This is a genomic window from Geomonas sp. (genome assembly GCF_056994735.1).
In genome coordinates this window covers 1-22,434 of record NZ_JBXKJL010000523.1, presented here as the reverse complement: position 1 = coordinate 22,434, position 22,434 = coordinate 1, and the positions used below count along the sequence as shown (strand labels likewise).

The following is a 22,434-nucleotide window of genomic DNA, read 5'->3' as shown; positions in this document are numbered from 1 at the left end:
GGCTACGGGTGCTTCGACAGGCTCAGCACGAAGTCATTGATTTAAGCAGGAAGAGGGAATCTGAAGGGGAAGGGCGAAGCGGCACCGGCCGCACTCCTGCCGCCAGCAAGGGGGCGACAGGCTGGTGCGGATCAGCGGCTACAGGTCCATCTGCGGGCAGGCTGAAGATTCTGCGGCACGGTCTTCTTCAATGAGAACCTTGCCGCCGTATTCGGCGTTCTTTTGCACCAGCATCTCGGCCAGGTTTGCATCCCTCTTGCGGAAGGCCTCGATGATTTTTTCGTGCTCTTCCACCGAGATCAACATTCTCCCCGGCTTGCTCAGTGAGGCCAGTCGCAGTCGCTGGAATTTCTTCAGCAGGGCGGCGATCATGTCGTGCAGTTTCTCGTTGCCGGCCCCCCTGATGAAGAGATCGTGAAAGCTGTTGTGGACCTTGAAGAAGTGCCTCACATCGCCCTCATTGGCGATCTCCCGGAGCTTCTCGTTGATCCCTTCCAGCTTGTTGATTTCCCGGGTGGTGAGAAGGGCACAGGCCTTGCGGGCGGCGTAGCCTTCCAGAATGCTCTTGATGGCGTAGAATTCCTCCACGTCCTTCGCGGAAAAGGAGGCCACCAGCGCGCCCTTGCGCGGAACCACCGAGAGGTAGCCCTCGGACTCAAGCTGGCGGAAAGCCTCCCTGATGGGGGTGCGACTGATGCCGAAGCGGGCGGCAAGTTCCGGCTCCGCGACCTTTTCCCCGGGCTTGAGGGCGCCTGACATGATGGCGTCGCGGATGGTTTCAAGTATCCGTTCCCTAAGGGTTAAATGCTTCTCAACACTCCTCTTCATGCAGCTCCCCCCGTGATGCCGCAACATTGTATACAGTATACATTAATTGTCAAGAAATTGTATACAGTGTCCATTAAAATCTTGTTCTCTCTCCGGCCCCGCCGATCGCACAGCGCCGTGAAATGACTTGAAATTTGCCGGTGGCGACGGTATCTTTGCGGCCTGAGGGGTTTTTTATGGATCCGGTCCGACATCTGAAGATCTCCGTCTGCGTCCTGGGGCTGCTGGTCTCCTTCGGCACTTTCGGCTATATCGCCATCGAGGGGTGGGGTTTCCTCGATTCCCTCTACATGACCGTCCTCACCCTGAGCACGGTCGGGTTCCGGGAGGTCCACAGGCTCAACGACATCGGGAAGATCTTCACCATGGTGCTGATCTTCTTCGGGGTCAGCGTGCTGGGCTACATCGTCGGATCCCTGGCCCAGATCATGTTCGAGGGGCAATTTCATCGCATCATCGGGAGGAAGAAGGTGGAAAAGGCCATAGCTGCCCTGGAGAACCATTACATCATCTGCGGGTTCGGACGCATCGGTGCCCTGATCTGCAAGGAGTTCGCGGCCAAACCGCTCCCCTTCGTGGTGGTGGAAAAGGATGTGGCGACTATCGAGCGCATGGAGCAGGAGGGGCACAGCTTTCTCTTCCTGAGAGGGGACGCCACCATCGACGACACCCTGCTCAAGGCCGGGATCAAGCGGGCCAAGGGGCTCATCTCGGTGGTAGCCTCCGATACCGAGAACGTCTACATCACCCTGACCGCCAGGGGGCTTAACCCCGACCTCTTCATCCTGGCCCGCTCGGGAGAGGATGGCTCGGAGCTGAAGCTCCTGCGCGCCGGCGCCAACAAGGTGGTCTCCCCCTACCTGATCGGCGGGAGCAGGATGGCCCAGGCCGTGCTGCGCCCCACCGTGGTCGACTTCATCGAGATCGCCACCGGGCACGAGCACCTGGAGTTGCAGATGGAGGAGATCCTGATTCCGGAGGACTCCGGGTTCATAGGTGAGACCCTGGCCACTTCCGGCTTTCGCAAGGAGACCGGGGTCATCATCGTCGGTATCAAGAAACAGAGCGGGAAGATGGGCTTCAATCCCGAATCCCACACCAAAATCGAGGCCCACGACACCCTGATCGTGCTGGGCGAGCCGACCGCCATTCTCAAACTCGATCAGCTCGTCCGCTGCACGAATTGCGCGGAGGAGATGATAAAGAAGCACCGGAGAACTCATGAAACCCACCAGCACCAGTAAGCGCCTCTTCGTCCACGTCCCCTATCCGCAGCTAAAGGATAACCTCTCCTTCCTCCTGGAGCGCCGTCTGAACCCCGAGATCTTCTTCTCCGCCGACGCTCTCGACGCACTGGTCCCGGAGGAACTTGCCGCCGCGGCCGGGATCCTCGAAGGGGAGGGGCTTGGCTGCACCATCCACTCACCCTTCATGGACCTGAACCCCGGTTCGCTGGAGCGGCTCCTGCGTGACGCCACCATGCACCGTTTCGCGCAGGTGCTGGACGCGGCCGAGATACTCAAGCCCGAGGTGATGGTCTTCCACCCAGGCTTCGACCGCTGGCGCTACGGGGAGGCCACCAACCAGTGGCTGGAGCTGAGCGTGGCGGCCTGGCGGAAGGTGCTGGAGCGGGCCAGGGGAATCGGGACGGTGATAGCGGTGGAGAATATCTTCGAGGAGGAGCCCTCGACCTTGAGGGCGCTTTTGGAGGCGATCGACGACCCGGGCTTCGGGCACTGCTTCGATGTGGGGCACTGGAACCTTTTCAGGAAGGTGGGGATGGAGGAGTGGTTCGAGGCGCTGGGGGCCCGCATAGCGGAGGTTCATATCCACGACAACAGCGGCACCCGCGACGACCACGCCCCTCCGGGGGAGGGGGCCATCGAGTTTGGGCGCTTCTTCGAGCTGATGGAGCGCTACGCCCCTGATGCCGCCTACACCATCGAGGCCCACAGCCGGGACGACCTGGAGAGGTCACTCCTCGCGCTGGGCCAGTACCTCGGCTGAGATCCGCTCCCCTACCTGATGCAGGGGGAGCACGCCGTCGACCGGCATGGCGGCGGCCACCGACCCGGGCATGCCGTAGACAACCGAGGTCTCCGGGGCCTCGACGAAGATTTTCCCCCCCCTGCTCCTGATCTCCCGCGAGCCGGCCACGCCGTCGTGACCCATCCCGGTAAGGACGAAAGCCAGGCAATCCCTGCCGCAAGCGGCGGCGGCCGAGGCGAAGAGCACGTCCACCGACGGGCGGTGCTGGGTCCCTTCCGGTTCGACATCCAGCCGCACCGCCAGATCCTCCCCCGTCCGCATCACCTTCAGATGGCTCCCGCCGGGGGCGATGTAGACGCATCCGGGGACCAAGAGCTCACCCTCTTCCGCCTCCTTGACCGTGATGGCGCAGCTTCGGTTGAGCCTCTGCGCCAGCGACGCCGTGAAACCGGGCGGCATATGCTGCACCACCAGGACCGGGGCCGGAAGTTCCGCCGGCAGGGTCCCCAAGACCACGGTCAGGGCGGCGGGCCCGCCGGTCGAGGTTCCGATCAGCACCATCCTTCCTGCCCGGAGAGGTGTACCTTTCCCCGTCCGGGGAGGAACCTGGAGAGGGGCAGGGGCCGCCGGCGAGATCTTCACCGCGGCCGCCACCCTGACCTTGTCCACCAATTCCCTCGACAGCGCGGCGATCTCCATCGGGCCGTCGACCGAGCACTTGTCGATGAAATCGACCGCCCCCAGTTCCAGGGCCCTGAGCGTCTGCTCCGCCCCCTTCCCCGTACACGAGCTGAGCATCACCACCGGCGTGGGGCGCTCCTCCATGATGGCGGAGAGTGCGGACAGACCGTCCATCAGCGGCATCTTCACGTCCAGGGTCACCACGTCCGGGGCGAGTTCGTGCACCATGGCGACGGCGGTCCTGCCGTCACAGGCGACGCCGACCACCTCGATGTCGGGGGTGGCCTCGAAGATCCTCAGCAGCGACTTCCTGATGAAAGGGGAGTCATCGACCACCAGGACCCTTATCTTTCCCCGCTCACCGTTCATCTCCAGTACCCCTCGCGGCTCGCCTGCAGGGGTTCTTCCATCTGGGGTGCCTGCCATGCCGGCTGGCGTCCCACAAGGCCCTGGATGGATGCCGCGGCACTGGCCGCGATCCTGGCCCGTCTCGATTCGGGCCCTTCTGCCACAGCCCGCAGCTTGGGAAGGGCCCGCGGGTCAGCGATCTTCTGCAGCGCCGCCGTCACCGGTTCGAAGAGTAGTTCGTCGTCCATGAGCTCCAGCAGGCGCGGCGCGGCATCGGCGCAGCCGAGGTCCCCCAGCGCCGCTATGGCCGGGAACTGCAGCCAGAAGCCCTGGTCGAGGAGCGACAGGAGCGGCCCGCAGGCTGCGGGGTCCCCTATCTTGCCGAGAGCCTCGGCGGCGCCGTGGCGCACGTTCGGATCCGGGTCCCGGAGCGCAACGATCAAGGGGGGCACCGCTTTCCTGCTCCCGATCTGGCCGAGCATGACGGTGGCGAAGTTCCTCACCTCGTCGTCCGGGTCCTGCAGCAGCGCCACCAGGAGGGGAAGAGCCTCCTCCCCGAAGGCAACGAGCGTCTCCATGGCGCCGTTTCGCAGATCGGCTGCGGCATTGTTCCTTACCGCCGCCTCCAGGACCGGGGCCATGAAAGGGAGCCCCATCAGGATCAGCCCCTCCATAGCCTGGTCGCGAAGCCCGCGCGAGCCCTGGGCCACGGCGAGGAGGAGTTCCTCCACCCCGGACGGGGGCAGCGGCGCCTGGGCGGTGGAAAGTGGAGGCAAGGGCATCGCTTTGCGGTAGATCAGCGAGGTGGCCTCCGGGACGCTCTGCAGGTCATGGCGGTAGAGGTGCAGAGGTTCGGCATCACCCGTGAGGAGGTAGCCGCCGGGAGCCAGGAGCTTCTGGAGGGTGTCGATCAGCTGCTGCTGGGTCTCCGGTGGGAAGTAGATCAGCACGTTCCTGCAGAAGATGAGATCGAAGGCGCCGCAGGGGTCGGAGACTCCCGGCACCCCCTCGCCGGCCATCACCCGCGCCAGGTTCAGCTTCGCGAACCTGACGAGGGCCTTGATACCGTCGTTAACGGCCCAGCCATCCCCGTCCCGGCGCAGGTACCTGTCCCGGTAGCCGGCGGGGATACCCTTGAGGCGCCCTTCCTCATAGCGCCCCTCCGCGGCGAAGCGCAGGCAACCCTCGCTGAGGTCGCCGGCCACTATCTCGAGCTCCCAGGCCAGCGGAAAGCGCAGCCCCTCCAGGAGCGTCATGGCCACCGAATAGGGCTCCTCCCCGGTGGAGCAGCCCGCACTGAGGACCCTGAGCCTTCTCACTCCCGTGGCGCCCTTTTCCTCTTCCAGCCTCGGGACGACCACCGTCCTCAGGTCCTCGAACTGCTGCCGGTTTCTGAAGAAGCTCGTCTCGTTCACGGTCACCAGTTGGTAAAGCTCATCCTGCTCAGAGCTGGAACTGCTGAGGATGTCGAGGTATTGGGCCAGTCCCGAAAGTCCCAGCCGGGCGACCCTCGCCTCCAGGTGGCCGCGCAGCGCCGATTCCCTGCGGCCGGAAAAGCACAGGCCGCTTTGGTCCCCAAGAAAGCGGGTGATGCGCTGCAAGTCGCTGTTATGCATCCGTTTCTCCGCTTTAGCTGACCGTGAACTCGCCGACCAGGGTGATCAGCTCTTCCGAGCGCTCGCTCAGCTCCCGTGCCGAGACCGCGAACTGCTCGACCGCGGCCAGGTTCTCGCGGGTGAGGCCGCTGATCTTCTCGGTCGCCTCGACCACCATCTCGCCCCCCTTCTTCTGCTCCGAGGTGGCGTTGGCCACCAGGAGGGTCATGGAGTTCATGCCGCCGACCGCCTCGATGATCTGCCTGGAGGAGAGCGCCTGCTCGCGGGTGGCGATGGATACCTGGCGGGTCACGTCGTTCATGTTCTCCAGTGCGATGCGGATCTGCTTGCCCCCCTGTGCCTGCTCCTTGGTGGCGCCGGCGACTGCGGCGGTGATGCCGTTCATCTTCTCCACCGCGATGCGGATCTGGCGGCCGCCGAAGGCCTGCTCCTTGGCGGCGTTGGCCACCTGCAGCGCGGACTGGCTCATCTTCTCCACCGATTCCTGGACCTTCAGCGAGGCCGCAGCCTGCTTCTCGGTCATGGTGGCGATCTCGCCGATCAGGTCGGCGGACTGCTCGATGTTGCGTACGATGTTCCCCAGGGCGTTGCCGGCCACCCCGGAAAGGCTCATCGACTCCTCGGCCTCCTTCGAGGCCAGCTCCCCGTACTTGACCGAGTCCATGGTGTCGGACTGGACCTGCTTGATCACATCGGCGATCTCCTTGGTCGCGTTGACGCTGCGTTCGGCGAGCTTGCGGACCTCGTCGGCCACCACCGCGAAGCCCTTGCCGGCATCGCCTGCGCGGGCCGCCTCTATGGCGGCGTTCAGGGCGAGGAGGTTGGTCTGGTCGGCGATCTGGCCGATGACCTGGACGATGTTTCCGATCTCCTCGGAGTGTCTGCCGAGGTTCAGCACCGAGTCGGCGGTCTTGGTGATCACCCCCGTCAGGCGCTGCATGGCCGCCAGAGCCTCCTGGACCGCAGCCTGACCTGCCGCGGCCTCCTTGGTGGCGCTCTGGGCCACGCTGTCGGCCTCGGTGGCGCTGTCGGCCACCTTGCGGATCGACTCGATCATGTCGCCGACCACGGTGCCGGCTTCCACCACCACCTGCTGCAGCGCCTGGGAGTTCTGGGCCACCTCGCCGATCGATACCGTCATCTGTTCGATGGTGGCCGAGGTCTCGGAAACCGAGGCGGAAAGCTCCTCCGAGTTCTGGGCCACCCGGTCGATGGAGACGATCATCTCCTCGATGGTGGCGGAGGTTTCGGAGACCGCCGAAGCCATCACCTCCGAACTCTTGGCCACCTGCTCGCTGCTGGCGCCGAGTTCCTGGATGGAGGAGGAGACCTCACCCACCTGGCCGGAGAGCGACTCCGCATGCTGGGCCACGTTCTGGATGGAGGCCGCCATCTGCACCATCGTGCTGGAAGTCTCCTCGGTGGCGCTGGACTGGGAATGGGCCGAGCTGGCGAGCTGGGCCGAGCCGGAGGAGATCTCCTCGGCGGTGCTGGAGAGCTGCGACGAGGTGCCGCGGATCTTGTCGATCATGAGCTTGAGCTTGTCGGCCATGCCGTTCATGGACACCAGAAGCTGGCCGACCTCGTCCTTGGAGATCTTGTCCGCCCTGGCGGTCAGGTCGCCCCCGGCCAGCCTCTCGGCGATGCCGACTGCCGCCGCGAGCGGGGTGGTGATGCTGCGGGTGATGACGATGCTGATCAGCAGGCAGAGGATGATGCCGATGGCGAGGGTGACGGCGACGGTGGCGGTGACGCTAGCTGCCAGGTCGGCCATGACCTTTTCCTGCTGGTCCACCCTGGCATTGCTTTCCGTCGCCAGCTCCTTGGCGATCTGCTCCAGGTTGTGGATCTCGCTCTTGTAGGGAGACATGGCCTTGTTGGCCGCCGCGGCGCTGGCGAGTTTGCCGGCGCTGAGCTCGGCATAGACCCTGGTGAAGCCCTCCTCGTAGGTGCTCTTCCCTGCCTTCATGGAGGCGACCCTCTCCTTATCCTTGGTGAGTTTCGCGAGCTTCTCCAGTCCGGCCAGGTTCTCGCCCAGGTGCGTCTGCTGCTCCTTCCACTTGAGGTAGTAATCTCCCTCTACCGCCCGGTCGCCCATGTTCAGGAAGAGGTCCTTCTCGAAGCGCCGCAGTTCCAGGATGCTGGCCTGGGTCTTGAAGGCGTACTCTGAAAGGGTGGCGTCCCCCTTGATCATGTCGATGGTGGCGCTGGTGCTCTTGTCCACCCCCCAGTACCCGGTCAGACCGCTGATGGCCATCAACAGCAGCATCAATGTGAATCCCGCGGCCAGCCGGGCGCCGATTTTCAAGTTCTGCAGCAGCATTGTTCCTCTCCTTCTTGGATGTTCGATCTCATTTCATGCCATCTTCCGGCGTGCTGAAGTCCCGGCGCCGGGCCGGCTTTCTTTCCGCGCTGTCAGGGGGAGAGCTTCAGGGAACGGGCCAGGTCGAGGATGAAGACCAGCTTCTCCTCCAGCTTCCCTACCCCGAGGAGGTACTGCTCCTCGACCGTGACCGCCTCCTCGGGGATCTCCTCCACCAGGGCGGCGGGGACCTTGAGGACTTGGGAGACCGAGTCGACCAGCATCCCCAGCCGCTTGGCCCCGAGCTCCACCACCATGATCCGCTGCTCGTCGCTCGCCTCTACTTCCGGGAGCCGGAAGCGCTTCCTGAGGTCTACCACCGGGATGATCCTGCCGCGCAGGTTGATGACCCCGCGCACGTGGGGGGGGGCGCTGGGGACCATGGTGGTCCCGGTGGCCCTGATGATCTCCTGGACGCTTTCGATCGGGACGCCGTAGCACTCCCGCCCCAGCCCGAAGGTCACCAGGTGATAGCTCTCCCGCCGCTCTTCTGCTTCCCGCTCGGTTTCCAGGTCGACCTGCGCCTGGGCCTGGGCCACGAAACCCGCCAGTATGTCCTCCGCCAGCCCCGAAGCCGGGAGCTCAATCTTGTTCATGCCGTTCAAAAGCCACCTCCTGACCCGCTCCCCGCCACCAGCGAGGGGAGGTCCAGTATCAGCGCCACCTTACCGTCACCGAGCACGGTGGCGCCGGAAATGCCGGGGATTTCCCCGAGATAATCGTCCAGTCCCTTGACCACAATCTCCTGCTGTCCCAGCAGGCGGTCGACCATCAGGCCGCCGCGCTTCTCGCCGCAGGCGACGACAACCAGGTAGCCCCCGTTTCCTCCCCGGCCCTGCAGGGAAAAGAAGCCGGCCAGCCGCTTGACCGGGAGGAGCCTGTCCCTAAGCCGGAAGAGCTCCGAGCCCGAGGACTGGTGCAGCTCCGCTTCCGAAACCGCCAGGCTCTCCAGCACACCTGAAAGAGGAAGGGCGAAGGTGGTGCCGCAGACCTCGACCAGCAGCGCCTGGATGATGGCCAGGGTGAGGGGGAGCTTGAGGGAGAAGAGGGTGCCGCGGCCCGGCCGGCTCTCGACCTCGATCACCCCGCCTAACCCCGTGGCGGTGTTCTTGACCACGTCGAGCCCTATGCCGCGCCCGGAGGTTTCGCTTAGTTGCCTGCTGGTGGAGAAGCCGGGGAGAAAGATCAGCTGGAGGGCGTCCTGCTCGGAGAGGGAGGCGGCCTGGCGCTGGTCGATCAGCCCCTTCTTCAGGGCGGCCGCCTTGAGGGCGGCTGGGTCGAGGCCGCGGCCGTCGTCGCGCAGGTAGATGATGATCTGGTTCTTGTCGTGCCGGGCCCCGAGGGTGATGGTCCCGTTGGCGGGCTTCCCCGCCGCAATCCTCTCCGCCGGGGTCTCTATGCCGTGGTCCGCCGCGTTCCTGATCAGGTGCAGCAGGGGTTCCCCGATCTCGTCGATCACCGTCTTGTCGAGCTCGGTCTCCTCCCCCTCGAAGTTGAGGGTGATCTCCTTGCCGTGGCTTCTGGAGAGGTCGCGGACCAGCCGGTTGAAGCGTGTGAAGACGGTGGAGGCGGGGAGCATCCTGACCTTCATGATCGATTCGCGCAGCTCGTCGGCGCTCTTGCCGATCAGCTCGCTGGTCTCCGCGAGGAGCGCCAGGAGATCGCGGTCTTTGACCTCCACCTTGAGCCGGGACTCCAGGGCGGCGAGGGTGGTGCGCTGGATGACCAGTTCCCCCACCTGGTTCAGGAGCTGGTCCAGCTTGGCGAACTTCACCTTCACCGTGTCCGACTTCTGGGTCAGGTAGTGGTAGTCATCGCCGCGGTCCGGGAGGGCGGTGAGCCCGGGAGTTGCCGGCCCCGCCGACTCCGCCGATCCCAGGTAGGAGAGGAGCATCTGCTCGGCGCTCAGATCGAGAGGCGCGCGGGGGTCGGAGGAAAGGGCGGCCAGCGATTCCCTCAGGGCGTTGAGGGACGAGAAGATGGCGCCGAAAACTTCCTCGCCCCACTGCAGTCCTCCCGCCGCCCCGAGCTTCAGGACCCCTTCCATCTCGTGCAGCAGGCTTTGCAGGGGGGCGAACCCCATCATGCCCGCGTTCCCCTTGAAGGTGTGCAGGCTCCCCAGCATGCTGGTTACCAGCGAGAGGTCGGGCTCCCCCTCCCGTGCCCCCCGCTCCAGCAGCAAGAGCGCCTGCTCGGTGGCATCGAGGTGGCCGCAGGCGTCCTCGATGAAATCGGTGCAGAGAATGGACAGATCTACTTCCTGCACCGCTAGACCACCTTCGAGGAGAGCGCGCCCTCGCGCTCCCCCTGCGCGTCGGGAAGCACCTTCTCCACCAGGGAGTAGAGGTCAGCGGAATTGAAGGGTTTCTTCAGATACCCTCTGGCTCCCAGCTTCAGGGCGCGGACGGTGTCCTCCTCCTTGCCCTCGGTGCTGATGACGATGATCGGGGTCCTGCGGGAGATGCCCTGGGCCTGGGCCTTCTCCATGAACTGCACGCCGTTCATGACCGGCATGTTGATGTCCAGCAGGATGAGGTCGATGTCGTGCTCGCGCTGCAGGATATCCAGCGCCTCCTGTCCGTTGTTGGCGTCGGCGAAGCCGCAGCCGTAGCGGTGCATAACCAGGCGGTACATGTGGTGGATCAGCTCCGAGTCATCGACGATGAGAACCTTCTGCAACATACTTCCTCCATATGAAAAGTCCTACTGCCATTGCATGAAAAGCCGCGGCTAAGCCGCGGAGAAAAGGTGAGGCGGGCTCCAAGGCCGCCCGGGGGCGGACTGGGCCGCGAAGGTCTCCCGGAAGAGTTCAGCCGTCTCCCGGAAGGCGCGCAGTATGCTGGGGTCGAAATGGCGCGGGGTGGTCCCCCCCTCGCCCATGGTAATCGCCTCGCAGGCTCTTTCGTGGTCGAGGGGGGTCTTGTAGGCCCTGCGGCTTCTGAGGGCGTCGTACTGATCGGCGATCATCACGATCCTGCCGGGGAGCGGGATGGTGTCGCCGGAGAGCCCGAACGGGTAACCGGAGCCGTCCCACTTCTCGTGGTGACTGAGGGCGATGGTGGCCGCCATCTGCAACATCGGGTGCCGGGAGCCTGCCAAAAGCTGCTCACCGATCACGGTGTGCCCCTTGATGACCTCGAACTCACCCGGGGTCAGCGGGGCCGGCTTGAGCAGGATCGAGTCGGGAATGCCGAGCTTGCCGATGTCGTGCATGGTGGCCGCCACGCTGATCGTGGCGCAGAACTCCTCCGGCAGCCCCAGCGAGCGCGAGATGATGGCGGCGTAACTGCCGATCCTGGAGATGTGCTCCCCTGTCTCCTCGTTGTGCAGCCGCGCCGCCGCGGTGAGCCGCTGGATGATCTCCAGGCTCATGCTGTGCTGGCGCTTGATCGCCTCCACCAGCTGGCAGGTGTCGTCGATGGCCACCCGGGCCAGTTCCGCCTGCCAGCGCCGGTCCTGCAGCAGCGCCCGCTTCTCCGCCACCGCTTTTTGGGCCGCCACCACCAGCTGCAGGGGGGGGAAGGGCTTGAGGATCAGGTCGGAGGCCCTCAGCCGCAGTGCGGAGATGGCGGTCTCGGCCTCCGCCGCGGCGGTCATGAAGATCACCGGGGTGTCGGGGTCGAAGGCTCTGAAGCGGGTGACCATGGAGATGCCGTTCATCCTGGGCATGTTCACGTCGGTCAGCAACAGGTCGGCGGGGCGCTCCTGCACCGCGGCCAGTGCCCCCTCACCGCTGTCGAAGGTGCGGACCTCGAAGCCGCGGGACTTCAGGAGCGTTGCCAACATATCCAGAATGAAAGGCTCGTCGTCGACTACCACGACTGCCCCTGCGCCTTGGCCCAATGTCGCCTCTCCCTTTCTAGCCGAAATTATTAATGAGCAATAGCAGGGACCGTGCCGACGGCGGATGCCGGTGGGAAAGAACAGCATTGGCGGGAGTTTAAGGCCGGCACGGCTGGGGGGGAGGGTGATAAATGGGTGCGACGGAAGTTGCAGCCTTCTTGGGGGAGGGGGACGTTTTGCCTGGAACTTCGATGGGTTCCGTGCCGGGGCAAGAAACGTCGCCCCAGCAACGGATGTCGCACCCCTGCGGACGCGGGGATAGCGGTCAGCGCCTGTTGAGCCTCTTGTTGAGCGCCTGCCGGCTGATGCCGAGCATGGCGGCGGCCGCCCCCTGGTTGCCGCCGGTCCGCTCCAGGGCCTGGGCCACCAGACGCTCTTCCATCTCCTTGAGGGTCTCGAATCGCTCGATGGGCTGGACCTCCTGCCCCGGTATCGCGGTCAGTCCCGTGCCGATGGCCTCCCTGAAGGGGGCCAGGGAGAGGACACCTCCCCGGTGGCGGGCCAGCGCGTCGTAGCTCATGGCCCGCAGCTCCCTGATGTTGCCGGGAAAGCCGTACCCTGAAAGGTAGCCGAGGAGCTCCGGGGGATAGGTCGGCTTCTTCTTGCCGAGCCCCCGGGCGGCCTCCTCCAGGAAGACCTCCAGCAGCGGGGCGATGTCCTCCGGGCGTTCCCTGAGCGGCGGGATACGCACCTGGTGCGAGCGGAGCCGGAAGAAAAGGTCCTTCCTGAAGGTTCCGGCTGCGACCTTGGCGGCCAGGTCGCAGTTGGTGGCGGCCACCACCCGGGCGGTGCTGAAGGAGGGGTGGTCGGAGCCGATCTGGTAATACTCCCCCTCCTGCAGCAGGCGGAGGAGTTTCACCTGCGAGGCGGGAGTCAGGTCGCCGATCTCGTCCAGAAAGAGGGTTCCGCCGGAGGCCTTGGCGATCATCCCCTCCCGGCGGGCGTCGGCACCGGTGAAGGAGCCCTTGCAGTGGCCGAAGAGGGTGTCGGCGAAGACCTGGTCGTCGAGGCCGGCGCTGTTGAGCGGGACGAAGTCGCCGCGGCGCCCGCTCAGGGCGTGCAGGGCGCGGGCGACCAGTTCCTTCCCCACCCCGGTCTCCCCCAGGACCAGCACCGGCTGGTCCGAGGGCGCCACTCCCTGCAGGTAGGTGAAGACCAGCTGCATCTTCGTGCTCCTGGTATGGAAGCGGGAGAGAGCCCCCTCGCGGTTGTGCTCCCCGAGCAGGCACTCCCTGAGCGAGGCGATCTCGCAGCGCAGGGAGTGCAGCCCGAGGGCGCGGCGGACGCCGGAGACGAAGCGCTCGGGCGAGACGGGCTTGACCATGTAGTCGAGCGCCCCGACTTTCATGCACTCCACCGCGGTATCGAGCTGGTTGGCGGCGGTCACGATGACGACCGGGACTTCGGGGTAGGTGGAGGTGAGCTCGGAGAGGAGTTCCTTCCCGGAGAGGTGCGGCATCTGCAGGTCCAGCACCACGGCGCCGACCTGGTGTTGGGCGAGGAAGGGGAGGAGCTCCCGGCTGTCCTGCATCCCCTTGATGACGGTGAATCCGGCGCGCCTGAGCATGACGGTGAAGCTGAAAAGGATTTCCGGCTCGTCGTCCACCAGGACTATGGCCGGAAGCGAAACGGCGGTTCGATCGTCCATCGGCTTCCCTCCGGCCGGTTTTATAGCAGAAAGCGGCGCGGCAAACAAGGGCGGATGCGGGGCGGGGAATTTTGCCGCGGCGAACAACGGTCTATTTGTACCCGCCGCCGGAAGATGCTATAAGGGAACGCCTTGACACCGGCACCCGGTGGAAAGGCCCCGTTCCACAGGCTCACCCGCTACCCGGAGTTGTTCAATATGCGCATCATCCTCGTTCTGCTGGCCCTGGTACTGAACCAAGTCCCCCTCTCCCTGGCCCGGGCATCTGTCGAGCCCGCAAAGACGCGCCTGACGCTGACCAAAGCGGAGCAGGAGTGGCTGCGGCAGCACAGGACCATCCGCGTCAGCGTCAACAACCCCACATCCTACCACCGGTCCTTTGCCGGGCAACCTTGCCGGGGAATGGCCTACGACTACCTCTCCGAGGCCTGCCGCAGGCTCGGCATCGCCGTGGAGCCCGTCCCCGGGCTCGGCTGGCGGAGGTCCATCGAACTCCTGGGACGGGAGGGGGGAGTGGACCTAGTGCTGAAGATGCCGCGGGGCGGCGAGGGGAAGCGGCTCCCCGCCATAGCGCTCCCCTACCTTACCTCTCCCCTGGTCATCTTTACCCGCAAGGACGGGCCCTACGTCTCAGGACTCAGCGATCTTGCCGGAAAGGTGGTCGCCGGTGGGGAGGGAGTCAGGGCGGCCCTGAAGCGGGACCTCCCGAGTGCTACCATCCTGCCGCTGGACAATCCGTCCGAGGCGCTGAAGGCGGTCTCCACGGGGAAGGCCGTGGCCCTGGTGGAGAACCTGGCCATCGGCAGCTACGCGATACAGCAGGGGGGGATAGTCGACATCAAGGTCGCCGCCTCCACCCCCTATCCCGAGGAGGATCTGGCCATGGGGGTGCGCAGCGACTGGCCCGAGCTCTCCACCCTGATCGGCAAGGCCCTTTCCTCCCTCACCAGTGAAGAGCACGAGGCCATCCGCCACCGCTGGCTGACCTTACGCTACGAGCACGGCATCAGGGGCTTCGAGGTGGGGGAATTGGCCGCCCTCTTCGCGGGGGTCGGGCTGGCGGTGGTCTGGCTGCTGCGACGGGTCATCAGGTCGCGCACCGCCGCCCTCTGCAGGGAGGTGCAGCTGCGCTCGGAGAGGGAGAAGGAGCTCGAACGCGAGATAGCCGAGAAGAGGACGGTGGAGAGCGCACTGCAGGAGTCGGAGCGCCGTTTCAGGGAGATGCTGGCCAACCTGCGCCTGATTGCCATCATGCTCGACACCGAAGACCGGGTCACCTTCTGCAACGACTTCCTGCTGGAGCTCACGGGGTGGCAGAGGTCCGAGGTGCTGGGGAAAAACTGGTTCGGGATCTTCTTTCCTGACCCGGAGGAGTCCGCCAGGACCTTCCACGAGGGATTCCGGGCGGGGCCGGCACTGCACCGCGAGAGGACCATCGTCACCAGGCAGGGCTCCCGCCGGGTGATCTCCTGGAACAGCACCGTGCTGCGCAGACCGGACGGCGGGGAGATCGGCGTGGCCTCCATCGGCGAGGACATCACCGGCCGCAGGCAGTATGAAACCGCGCTGCAGAGCATCACCGCCGGGGTATCGGCCGCCACCGGGGCCGCCTTCTTCCAGTCACTGGTCAGCCACCTCGCTCAGGCCCTGGAGGTGGAGTACGCCCTCATTGGCGAAATCCGTGACGACGGCGGCGAGGCCAGGATCGATACCGTGGCGGTCTGGACCAAGGGGGAGGCGCAGGAGAACTTCAGCTACGCCCTGGAGGGGAGCCCCTGCTGCCAGGCGGAAAACGGCGACTGCCTGGTGGTGGAGAGGGGCTTATGCGCCCTGTACCCCGGGGTCTGTTCCTTTCCCCGCATGGGGATGGAGAGCTACGCCGGGGTGCCGTTGCGCAACGCCTCCGGGGATTTCCTGGGCGTCCTCTCGGTACTCAGCAGCACCCCCTTCCCCAATCGCGAGGTGGTGGAATCGATGCTCGGCATCTTCGCGGTCAGGGCCGCCGCCGAAATCGAGAGGACCAAGGCGGAGGAGGCGCTCAAGAAGAGCGAGGCGAAATACCGCCTCCTCTTCGACCGGATGGTGAACGGCTACAGTGTCTGCGAGGTCGTCTGCGACGATCAGGGGAAGCCGGTGGACTACCGCTTCGTGGAGGTCAACTCCGCTTTCGAGACCCTGTCGGGACTAAAGCGCCACGACCTCATCGGCAGGACCATGCGGGAGCTGGTCCCGCGGGCAGACGAGATCTGGATCGAGAGGCTGGGGACGGTGGCGGTAAGCGGGCAGCCGGACCAGTTCGAGGCCTACTCCGCGCGCCTGAGGAAGTGGCTGAAGATCGCCGCCTACTCCCCTGAAAAGGGGTACTTCGGCGCCACCTTGTACGACATCACCGAGAGAAAGCTCGCCAAGGCGGCGCTGAGGGAGAGCGAGGAACACGTGCGGCAGATCTTCGCCCAGAGCGATGACGGCCTGATCCTCTTCGAGATGGATACCTTCAACATCATCGAGGCCAACCCGGCGGCACTGCACCTTTACGGGACGACCAGGGAAGAGCTGCGGGAGTTGAAGCCGTGGGCGGTGATAAGCCCCAACGACTTCCGCAAGCTGATCAGGGCCATCCCCAAGGACGATCGCAGCGTTCCCTTCCAGATGGAGAGGGCTACCTGCTACAAGGCCGACGGCAGCACGTTCATGGTCGCCATCCGGGGAAAGATACTGACGCTGCGGAACGAGTACGTGATCCTTTGCAGCGTCAGGGATATCACCAACAAGGTCCGGCTCGAGGAGGAGATGAAGGCGACCCAGGCCAAGCTGATCCACACCAACAAGATGACCTCGCTGGGGATGCTGACCTCCGGCATCGCCCACGAGATCAACAACCCCAACAACTACATCAGCGTCAATTCGCTGATGCTTTCCGACGTGTGGCGTGACGCGCAGCCGATCCTCGGCGAGTACCGGGAGAGAAACGGTGAGTTCAACCTGGGGGGATTGCCCTTCTCGGAGATGGAAACCGTGGTGCCCAGGCTTCTTTCCGGGATCACCGAGGGGTCGAGCAGGATCGCCCGCATCGTCAACAACATGAGGGACTTCGTCAGGAAGGACGACCGGGGAGAGGGGGGGAGCATAGACATCAACCGCACCATCGAGTCCGCCGCCTCCCTCCTTTGGCACCACATCGATCGTCACACCGAATCGTTCGCCGTGTCCCTCGATAAAGGTCTCCCTCCGGCCAAGGGAAGCGCGCAGCAGATAGAGCAGGTGATCATCAACCTGATCATGAACGCGCTGCAGGCGCTCCCCGGCAAGGAGTACGGGGTCCTGGTCAAGACCGCCCTGGACCAGGGGAGCGGGATGATCATGATCTCGGTGATCGACGACGGGTACGGGATGAACAAGAAGGTGCGCAACCACCTCACCGAGCCTTTCTTCTCGACCAAGATCGATAAGGGGGGGACCGGGCTTGGTCTCTACATCTCCTCCTCTATCATCAAGGAGCACCACGGCTCGCTCTCCTTCGAATCAGCGCCGGGCAAGGGGACGACCGCGACCATACGGCTCCCCGTAGCCGGAGGGTGGATGGAACCGGTGCTGCCGTCACCGTCCGGGACGACAGGAGGGAATATCGATTCGATGGGGGGAGTCGGAAGCCAGCCGGAGGCTGACTGAGGTCAGGGGATTGGCCGAGGGGGAGCTCCCGGCCCTTACTGAAAAGCTAGCTGGAGCTCTCGGGGAGATCGATCGAGACCGGATCGTCATCTCCATGGACCACGGCCCATTCGTTGACCACCGGGTCGAAGTCGGCAATCCGCTCCAGCGGCGCCTTAAGGTATCTCCCCTCGGCCGTCACGGCCACCTCGCCGGTCGGGAGGATGATCTCGCCGGTGCCGAAAAAGAAGCGGCTGTTCTCCTCGGTGATCCTGGCGACCACCTTGAGCTCCACCTCCAGCGGGATCGGCTTCTTATAGGTCACCTTAAGTTCGACCGTCAGCGCCCAGATCTGCTCCTCCTTGCCGACCATCATCGCGCGGCCGATGGTTTCGTCGAGAATGGTGGAGGCGAGCCCACCGTGCAGCCGGCCGGGATAGCTTTGGTGCTCGATACCGGGGACGAAGGTGGCGACCAGTTCGCCGTTCTCCATCTCGTAGAAAGAGGCCTGCAGGCCGGAGCCGTTCTTGAGTCCGCAGACGAAGCAGAGCTTCGAGTTGTACTGTTTCCTGATCACCTTGTGCCGCATCCGCCGCCCCTCCTAATTTCCCTGCTTTCGCCGCTTCCTCGACTTCCAGAGCACGTCGGAGAGATACGCAACCACGGTGACATTCACCACCAGGACCGTGATCCTCGGCCAGCTGAGCTCCCGCGAGACCTCGAAGACCTCCATCGGGATGTAGATCCCTCCGGAGAGTACCGCGAACCATTCCGCCCACGGCTGCTCGGTCCATAGCCCGTACGCTTCAGCCAGCCGCACGGCCGAGTAGAGGAGGGCGGAGAGCGCCATCATCCACATCTGCAGGTCCGTCACGCGGTTGGCTGCATCGATGAAGATGCTGGGATAGTGCTTGGCCGGGTTCAGGTGCAGCGCCCTGACCAACTCGACTGCGGCCTCATGGAGATCCTTGTGGATGAAGGCCAGCAGCCCGCAGCCGGCCAGGAGCACCAGCAATCCCTTGGCCGCCTCGAAAATGGCGATTATGTGGAGGCCTCTCTTGCTCGGGTGATACCCGCTCGTGTCGTTCAACTCTTGCTCCGTATCAGGTGAAGTCGCTGGCGAACTCGGAAAACGGCGAAGGGGATGAAAACGGAAAGGGTGATCACTTCCTGCATGGTCTTCAACTGTCCCGGGCTGGACGTTCCGTAACCGGCCCTCTTGCCGGCAGCAATCGCAAGATTATACACGCGCAGGACCTTCTCTTCCAGCGTCAATTCGGCGCTTGCTGCGTCAGGCGTCAGGCGTGCAGGTGGAATGCGCAGGCAGGTCAAGGGGGGCGCTATCGATTACGGGCATGGCGAAGTTTGGGACGTTCCGGAGGACTGCACGGGGACGGGGCTTGCGTCGGCAAAGGTAAAATGTGTCATCGGCGTCACGGCGGCGTAATGGCCTGATCCGAAGAGGGCGCGTCCTTCTTCAGCGTGCCGTGTTCGGGGCGTCTCACCCCTCGTACTTGTAGAACAGATCGCCGAGTATGGTCAGTAACGGGATAGGGAGTCTGCAGAGGATCTTCTGGTAACGACTGAGGTGCCGATCGGGCTCCACCGAGAAACGATCGTGCTGGAGGTCATACCGGTGGTATTTGATCAGCGTCTGGTTGGCGCCCCAGCCATTCTTGAAGCGGAGCAGACCCTCGTTGTCAGGCTCGGTCCTGCCCATGCTGAAACAGGTGCATCCTTCCTTGGCGCATTTCTTTATGCACTTCCAAAAAAGAAGGTTGGTCGCCCGCAGGTTCTGGTACCTGCAGTCGGATGCGCTGTACTTGAACATGGCGTGCCTGCCGAAGCGCAGGCAGATCACCCCTGCCACCAGCCGCCCATTATGCCAGGCGAGAGCGGTGAAGCCCAATTTCTGCGCGATAACGTGATCATGCAGTTCCCGGAAGAAACGCATCGGTTGCGGAGGGACGCCGTGGCGTCTGCGCGTCATGCTGTGCAGGCCATAATAGGCCATGACTCCCTGCAGCGATTCGGTGAACTCGACCTGCACCCCTTCCTTGACGGCCTTTTTGATATTGGTCGCATTGCTTCTCCGCAGGCTCGAGAACATGAGATCTTCATCCGGGGAGAGTTCCAGCTCATGGTGTATCCAGGTCTGAGACGGCAATTGATCGTCCAGGAAATTCTCTCCCCTGAACTCGACGAACCGCCAGCCACACTTTCTGCCGTAGGCCAGGATGCTGTTGAAAAGCTCCTGAAAGTCGCCAGGGCCTTCAGCGAGCGAGCCGCAGTAATCGGAAAAAGAGAGGGAGACGCCGCGCCTTGTGGTCAGGAGGGTATCGACGTCCATGATGGGAATGCACCCCTTGACGGCGCCATCCTTGAAGAGGGTGAAGTATCTCGGCTTGAAGTCGTAACTTTCGGAAAGCACACGTGCCCAGTTGGCGGAGTGGAAGATGGTACTCCCTGCATGGGCGAGGAGGAGATCATTCCAATCATTCCGGGTGAGGGGGTCCAGTACCTGTACTTCACCGGTTGATTTTGTCATGGCAGGCCCTCCTGCCTACTATAAATCGTGGGGTAGGTACATGTGCCAGCGTCTTGCGCTAACGTGGTGGAAAGGGGGCAGGATAGTTCCAGTGAAGATTGTAGCGGCGGCTATGGCCTTGTCAACGGGACGAGCAATAGCCGAGGGGGCTTTGTTTAGCGGCACGGCGTACGAAGTGTGGAATGCTTCGATGTGTTTAGCTGCGGAAGATGAAGAAGACGGCACCGGCGAGGCAGCAGCCCGCCCAGAGATAGTCGAGCTTCAACGGCTGGTCCATGTAGAAAACGGCGAAGGGGATGAAAACGGAAAGGGTGATCACTTCCTGCATGATCTTCAACTGTCCCAGGCTGAACGTTCCGTACCCGGCCCGGTTGGCAGGCACCTGCAGCGTGTACTCGAAGAGCGCCAGCCCCCAGCTGGCTAGAATGGCGACATAGAGCGGCGCACTGCGCAGGTTCTTCAGGTGCGCGTACCAGGCGAAGGTCATGAAGACGTTGGACATTACCAGTAATACGATGGTTCTCATGGCTTTTGTTAGCATCCGCTAAAAGTCGGACATTCCTCCATCTCGGGTCGAGACTCTCTCCTCGCAGGCTCCGCGAAAAAACAGAGGAAGGAGGTTGAGCAGTCAGTACCGCAGGATAACACGACTGAACCGTAGAGTGCAAAGGAGATGAGTTCTACCGATTTTCCGCCTGCATGATCTCCTTATAATTAACCATTTCATTATCTAATGTGGCGGCAGGTTTTCACTTTGTTTACGGTAGGTAAATGCAGTAGTATGAGGCGTTTTGTGTATGGCAGCAGGGATAACTGTCACGGAGTTTGCCGCCTCATTCGTGGCGGACGGAGACGGCCTGTTTGCTGATGCGTTCTATGACATAGCTTGTGCGCCGGGTGTCACTTTTGATCCAGGCGATATTTTTTTCTGCGAAGGGATGCAAGATGAAAATTGAGAAACAGGAAATGTATTTGAGGGAATGGCAGGGGCATGAGGAGTACGCCGAGCGGATGCTCGCCATCATCGGTCACCTCTATCGCGACAACAACATCGTCACCACGGTCTACGGCCGCTCGATAGTCAACAGCCCGATCATCGAGATCCTCAAGGCTCACCGCTTCGCCCGTCTCATCCTCGACTCCGACCTTACCGTTGTTGACACTTTTCCCGTCCTCGAGGCCATCGGGAAGCTCGACCTGGCACCGGCCCGGATCGACATCGGGCGGCTCACCGTCCGTTACCAGGCACAGGCAGGCGTACTCGGCGTCGACGAATTCGTACGTCAGGAGCTGGCCTCCGTCAACACCGGCCGCACGCCGCTTCTGGATGAGCCGCAGGACATCGTGCTCTACGGGTTCGGGCGCATCGGGCGCCTCCTTGCCCGCATCCTGATCGAGAAGTCGGGGAGCGGTGAGAAGCTGAGGCTGCGGGCAGCCGTGGTGCGCAAGGGGAGCGAGGACGACCTGGTGAAAAGGGCGAGCCTCCTGCGCCGCGACTCGGTTCACGGCCCCTTCAACGGGATCATCACCATCGATGAGGAAGAAAACGCCATCATCGCCAACGGCACCATGATCCGTATCATCTATGCCGACGCACCGGAAAACATCGACTACACCGAGTACGGCATCCGCAACGCCATCCTGATCGACAATACCGGGAAATGGCGCGACCGTCCGGGACTGGGGCGCCATCTGCAGGCCAAGGGCATTGCCCAGGTGCTGCTCACCGCCCCCGGTAAGGGCGATATCCCCAACGTCGTTGCCGGGATCAACAACGAGCTGATCGTCGCCGAGGAAACCATCTTCTCCGCCGCCAGCTGCACCACCAATGCTATAGTGCCGGTACTCAAGGCCATCAACGACCGTTTCGGCGTGGTGAACGGGCATGTCGAGACCTGCCACTCCTACACCAACGACCAGAACCTGATCGACAACTACCACAAGGCCGACCGTCGCGGGCGGAGCGCCCCCCTCAACATGGTCATCACCGAGACCGGCGCCGCCAAGGCCGTCGCCAAGGTGCTTCCCGAACTGGCAGGGAAGCTGACCGGTAACGCCATCCGGGTCCCGACCCCGAACGTGTCGCTGGCCATTCTGAACCTGCAGCTCAACGAAGAGACCGACGTTGCGGCCCTCAACAGCTACCTGCGCGCCGTTTCGCTCGATTCTCCGCTGCAGAACCAGATCGACTACACCAACTCTCCCGATGTCGTTTCCAGCGATTATGTCGGCTCCCGTCATGCCGGCGTGGTCGACTCCCTGGCCACCATCGTCCAGGGGAACCGCTGCGTGGTCTACGTCTGGTACGACAACGAGTTCGGCTACAGCTGCCAGGTCGTGCGCATGGTACAGAAGATGGCCGGCGTGGAACTGCCGTCCCTGCCGGTCGAGGGCAGGAGCTAAGTCCGGCACAGGAGGCGACGCCGCCTGGCCGTTGTCAAAGGGGGTAGGGGGATTGCCCTCCCATTCGCCGAATCCCGTTGCTGCAGGGGTATCGGCAGACAGCGTAGGCAAATAAGAACCCGATTAGTACCAATCTTCCACCAGCTTCCAAAACTGTCATTCCCGAAGCGATTCTGATCGGGAATCCGGCTCCTAAACGACGTGAGATCTGGATCCCCGATAAGGGCATTCGGGGATGACAATCTCGTAGCGGAAGATTAGCGCTAATTAGTAATAAGAATGAGATCAACGGGTGCCCCGCAGCATGAGGGGGCACCCGTTTTTTTGTTGCCTCCGCCAGGGCTACCCGTGGTGTTCCCCCTCCCCCGCCGGGGGCGGGGACGTCGGAGGTGTCCCGATCGAGCGTCCCCCCCTTGTCAAAGGGGGGACAGGGGGGATTTGCTTTCATGACTCCGCCAACTTAACTGATATCATTGAAGAGCTCCTGCCATTCATGATAATAGTTGACGAAGGTGCTCGA

General features: G+C 63.5%; 19 protein-coding genes. 5 read left to right on the top strand and 14 right to left on the bottom strand.

Translation table 11 applies throughout. The annotated features are described in order from the left end of the window. Positions 1-138 precede the first annotated feature (138 nt). A complete protein-coding gene (locus tag AC11W3_RS22305; protein WP_484089138.1) occupies positions 139-828 on the bottom strand; it encodes a GntR family transcriptional regulator in 690 nt (229 codons plus the stop codon). A 176-nt stretch (positions 829-1,004) separates the two neighbouring features. Between AC11W3_RS22305 and AC11W3_RS22300 the strand changes: the two genes are divergently transcribed. Together AC11W3_RS22300 and AC11W3_RS22295 are read left to right on the top strand one after the other, a co-directional pair. Beyond that, on the top strand, positions 1,005-2,072 hold the full coding sequence (locus AC11W3_RS22300) for a potassium channel family protein (protein WP_484089137.1): 1,068 nt from the start codon (positions 1,005-1,007) through the stop codon (positions 2,070-2,072). Continuing rightward, positions 2,050-2,835, top strand: a complete 786-nt coding sequence (locus AC11W3_RS22295) for a sugar phosphate isomerase/epimerase family protein (protein WP_484093865.1) — start codon at positions 2,050-2,052, stop codon at positions 2,833-2,835. The genes AC11W3_RS22300 and AC11W3_RS22295 overlap by 23 nt, the downstream gene beginning before the upstream one ends. Here AC11W3_RS22295 and AC11W3_RS22290 read toward each other — a convergent pair. From AC11W3_RS22290 to AC11W3_RS22255, 8 genes are all read right to left on the bottom strand, one after another. Next, on the bottom strand, positions 2,803-3,867 hold the full coding sequence (locus AC11W3_RS22290; protein WP_484089135.1) for a protein-glutamate methylesterase/protein-glutamine glutaminase: 1,065 nt from the start codon (positions 3,865-3,867) through the stop codon (positions 2,803-2,805). The genes AC11W3_RS22295 and AC11W3_RS22290 overlap by 33 nt on opposite strands. Continuing rightward, the gene (locus AC11W3_RS22285; RefSeq protein WP_484093864.1) at positions 3,864-5,462 is read right to left on the bottom strand and encodes a CheR family methyltransferase; all 1,599 of its coding nucleotides are present in this window, start codon (positions 5,460-5,462) and stop codon (positions 3,864-3,866) included. The genes AC11W3_RS22290 and AC11W3_RS22285 overlap by 4 nt, the downstream gene beginning before the upstream one ends. Positions 5,463-5,475: 13 nt before the next feature. Further along, positions 5,476-7,785, bottom strand: a complete 2,310-nt coding sequence (locus tag AC11W3_RS22280) for a methyl-accepting chemotaxis protein (RefSeq protein ID WP_484089133.1) — start codon at positions 7,783-7,785, stop codon at positions 5,476-5,478. A 92-nt stretch (positions 7,786-7,877) separates the two neighbouring features. Next, complete coding sequence (locus AC11W3_RS22275) at positions 7,878-8,420, bottom strand: chemotaxis protein CheW (RefSeq protein WP_484089228.1); 543 nt, start codon at positions 8,418-8,420, stop codon at positions 7,878-7,880. A gap of 5 nt (positions 8,421-8,425) precedes the next feature. After that, positions 8,426-10,090 (bottom strand): chemotaxis protein CheA, encoded by a 1,665-nt coding sequence (locus AC11W3_RS22270; protein ID WP_484089132.1) that lies wholly within the window; start codon positions 10,088-10,090, stop codon positions 8,426-8,428. A 2-nt stretch (positions 10,091-10,092) separates the two neighbouring features. After that, entirely contained in the window at positions 10,093-10,506 is a 414-nt protein-coding gene (locus AC11W3_RS22265; RefSeq protein WP_484089131.1) for a response regulator, read from the bottom strand. A gap of 48 nt (positions 10,507-10,554) precedes the next feature. Continuing rightward, complete coding sequence (locus AC11W3_RS22260) at positions 10,555-11,667, bottom strand: HD-GYP domain-containing protein (protein WP_484089130.1); 1,113 nt, start codon at positions 11,665-11,667, stop codon at positions 10,555-10,557. Between the two features lie 265 nt (positions 11,668-11,932). After that, a complete protein-coding gene (locus AC11W3_RS22255; RefSeq protein ID WP_484089129.1) occupies positions 11,933-13,315 on the bottom strand; it encodes a sigma-54-dependent transcriptional regulator in 1,383 nt (460 codons plus the stop codon). Between the two features lie 132 nt (positions 13,316-13,447). On the opposite strand from AC11W3_RS22255, the gene AC11W3_RS22250 reads away from it, so the two are divergent. Further along, positions 13,448-16,984, top strand: a complete 3,537-nt coding sequence (locus tag AC11W3_RS22250) for a PAS domain S-box protein (RefSeq protein ID WP_484093863.1) — start codon at positions 13,448-13,450, stop codon at positions 16,982-16,984. 46 nt (positions 16,985-17,030) lie between these two features. Here AC11W3_RS22250 and AC11W3_RS22245 read toward each other — a convergent pair whose 3' ends face one another. From AC11W3_RS22245 to AC11W3_RS22225, 5 genes are all read right to left on the bottom strand, one after another. Continuing rightward, complete coding sequence (locus AC11W3_RS22245) at positions 17,031-17,552, bottom strand: PaaI family thioesterase (RefSeq protein ID WP_484089127.1); 522 nt, start codon at positions 17,550-17,552, stop codon at positions 17,031-17,033. Between the two features lie 12 nt (positions 17,553-17,564). After that, entirely contained in the window at positions 17,565-18,053 is a 489-nt protein-coding gene (locus AC11W3_RS22240) for a DUF2127 domain-containing protein (protein WP_484089126.1), read from the bottom strand. Beyond that, positions 18,050-18,211, bottom strand: a complete 162-nt coding sequence (locus tag AC11W3_RS22235; protein ID WP_484089125.1) for a DMT family protein — start codon at positions 18,209-18,211, stop codon at positions 18,050-18,052. The genes AC11W3_RS22240 and AC11W3_RS22235 overlap by 4 nt, the downstream gene beginning before the upstream one ends. A gap of 253 nt (positions 18,212-18,464) precedes the next feature. After that, on the bottom strand, positions 18,465-19,511 hold the full coding sequence (locus AC11W3_RS22230; RefSeq protein ID WP_484089124.1) for a lipid II:glycine glycyltransferase FemX: 1,047 nt from the start codon (positions 19,509-19,511) through the stop codon (positions 18,465-18,467). Between the two features lie 196 nt (positions 19,512-19,707). Next, positions 19,708-20,037: a DMT family protein gene (locus tag AC11W3_RS22225; protein WP_484089123.1), complete on the bottom strand. Its 330-nt coding sequence runs from the start codon at positions 20,035-20,037 to the stop codon at positions 19,708-19,710. A gap of 271 nt (positions 20,038-20,308) precedes the next feature. On the opposite strand from AC11W3_RS22225, the gene AC11W3_RS22220 reads away from it, so the two are divergent. Together AC11W3_RS22220 and AC11W3_RS22215 are read left to right on the top strand one after the other, a co-directional pair. Further along, a complete protein-coding gene (locus tag AC11W3_RS22220; protein ID WP_484089122.1) occupies positions 20,309-20,467 on the top strand; it encodes a hypothetical protein in 159 nt (52 codons plus the stop codon). Then, entirely contained in the window at positions 20,457-21,914 is a 1,458-nt protein-coding gene (locus AC11W3_RS22215) for a glyceraldehyde-3-phosphate dehydrogenase (RefSeq protein ID WP_484089121.1), read from the top strand. Before AC11W3_RS22220 ends, AC11W3_RS22215 begins: the two co-directional genes overlap by 11 nt. The last annotated feature ends 520 nt before the right edge of the window (positions 21,915-22,434 follow it).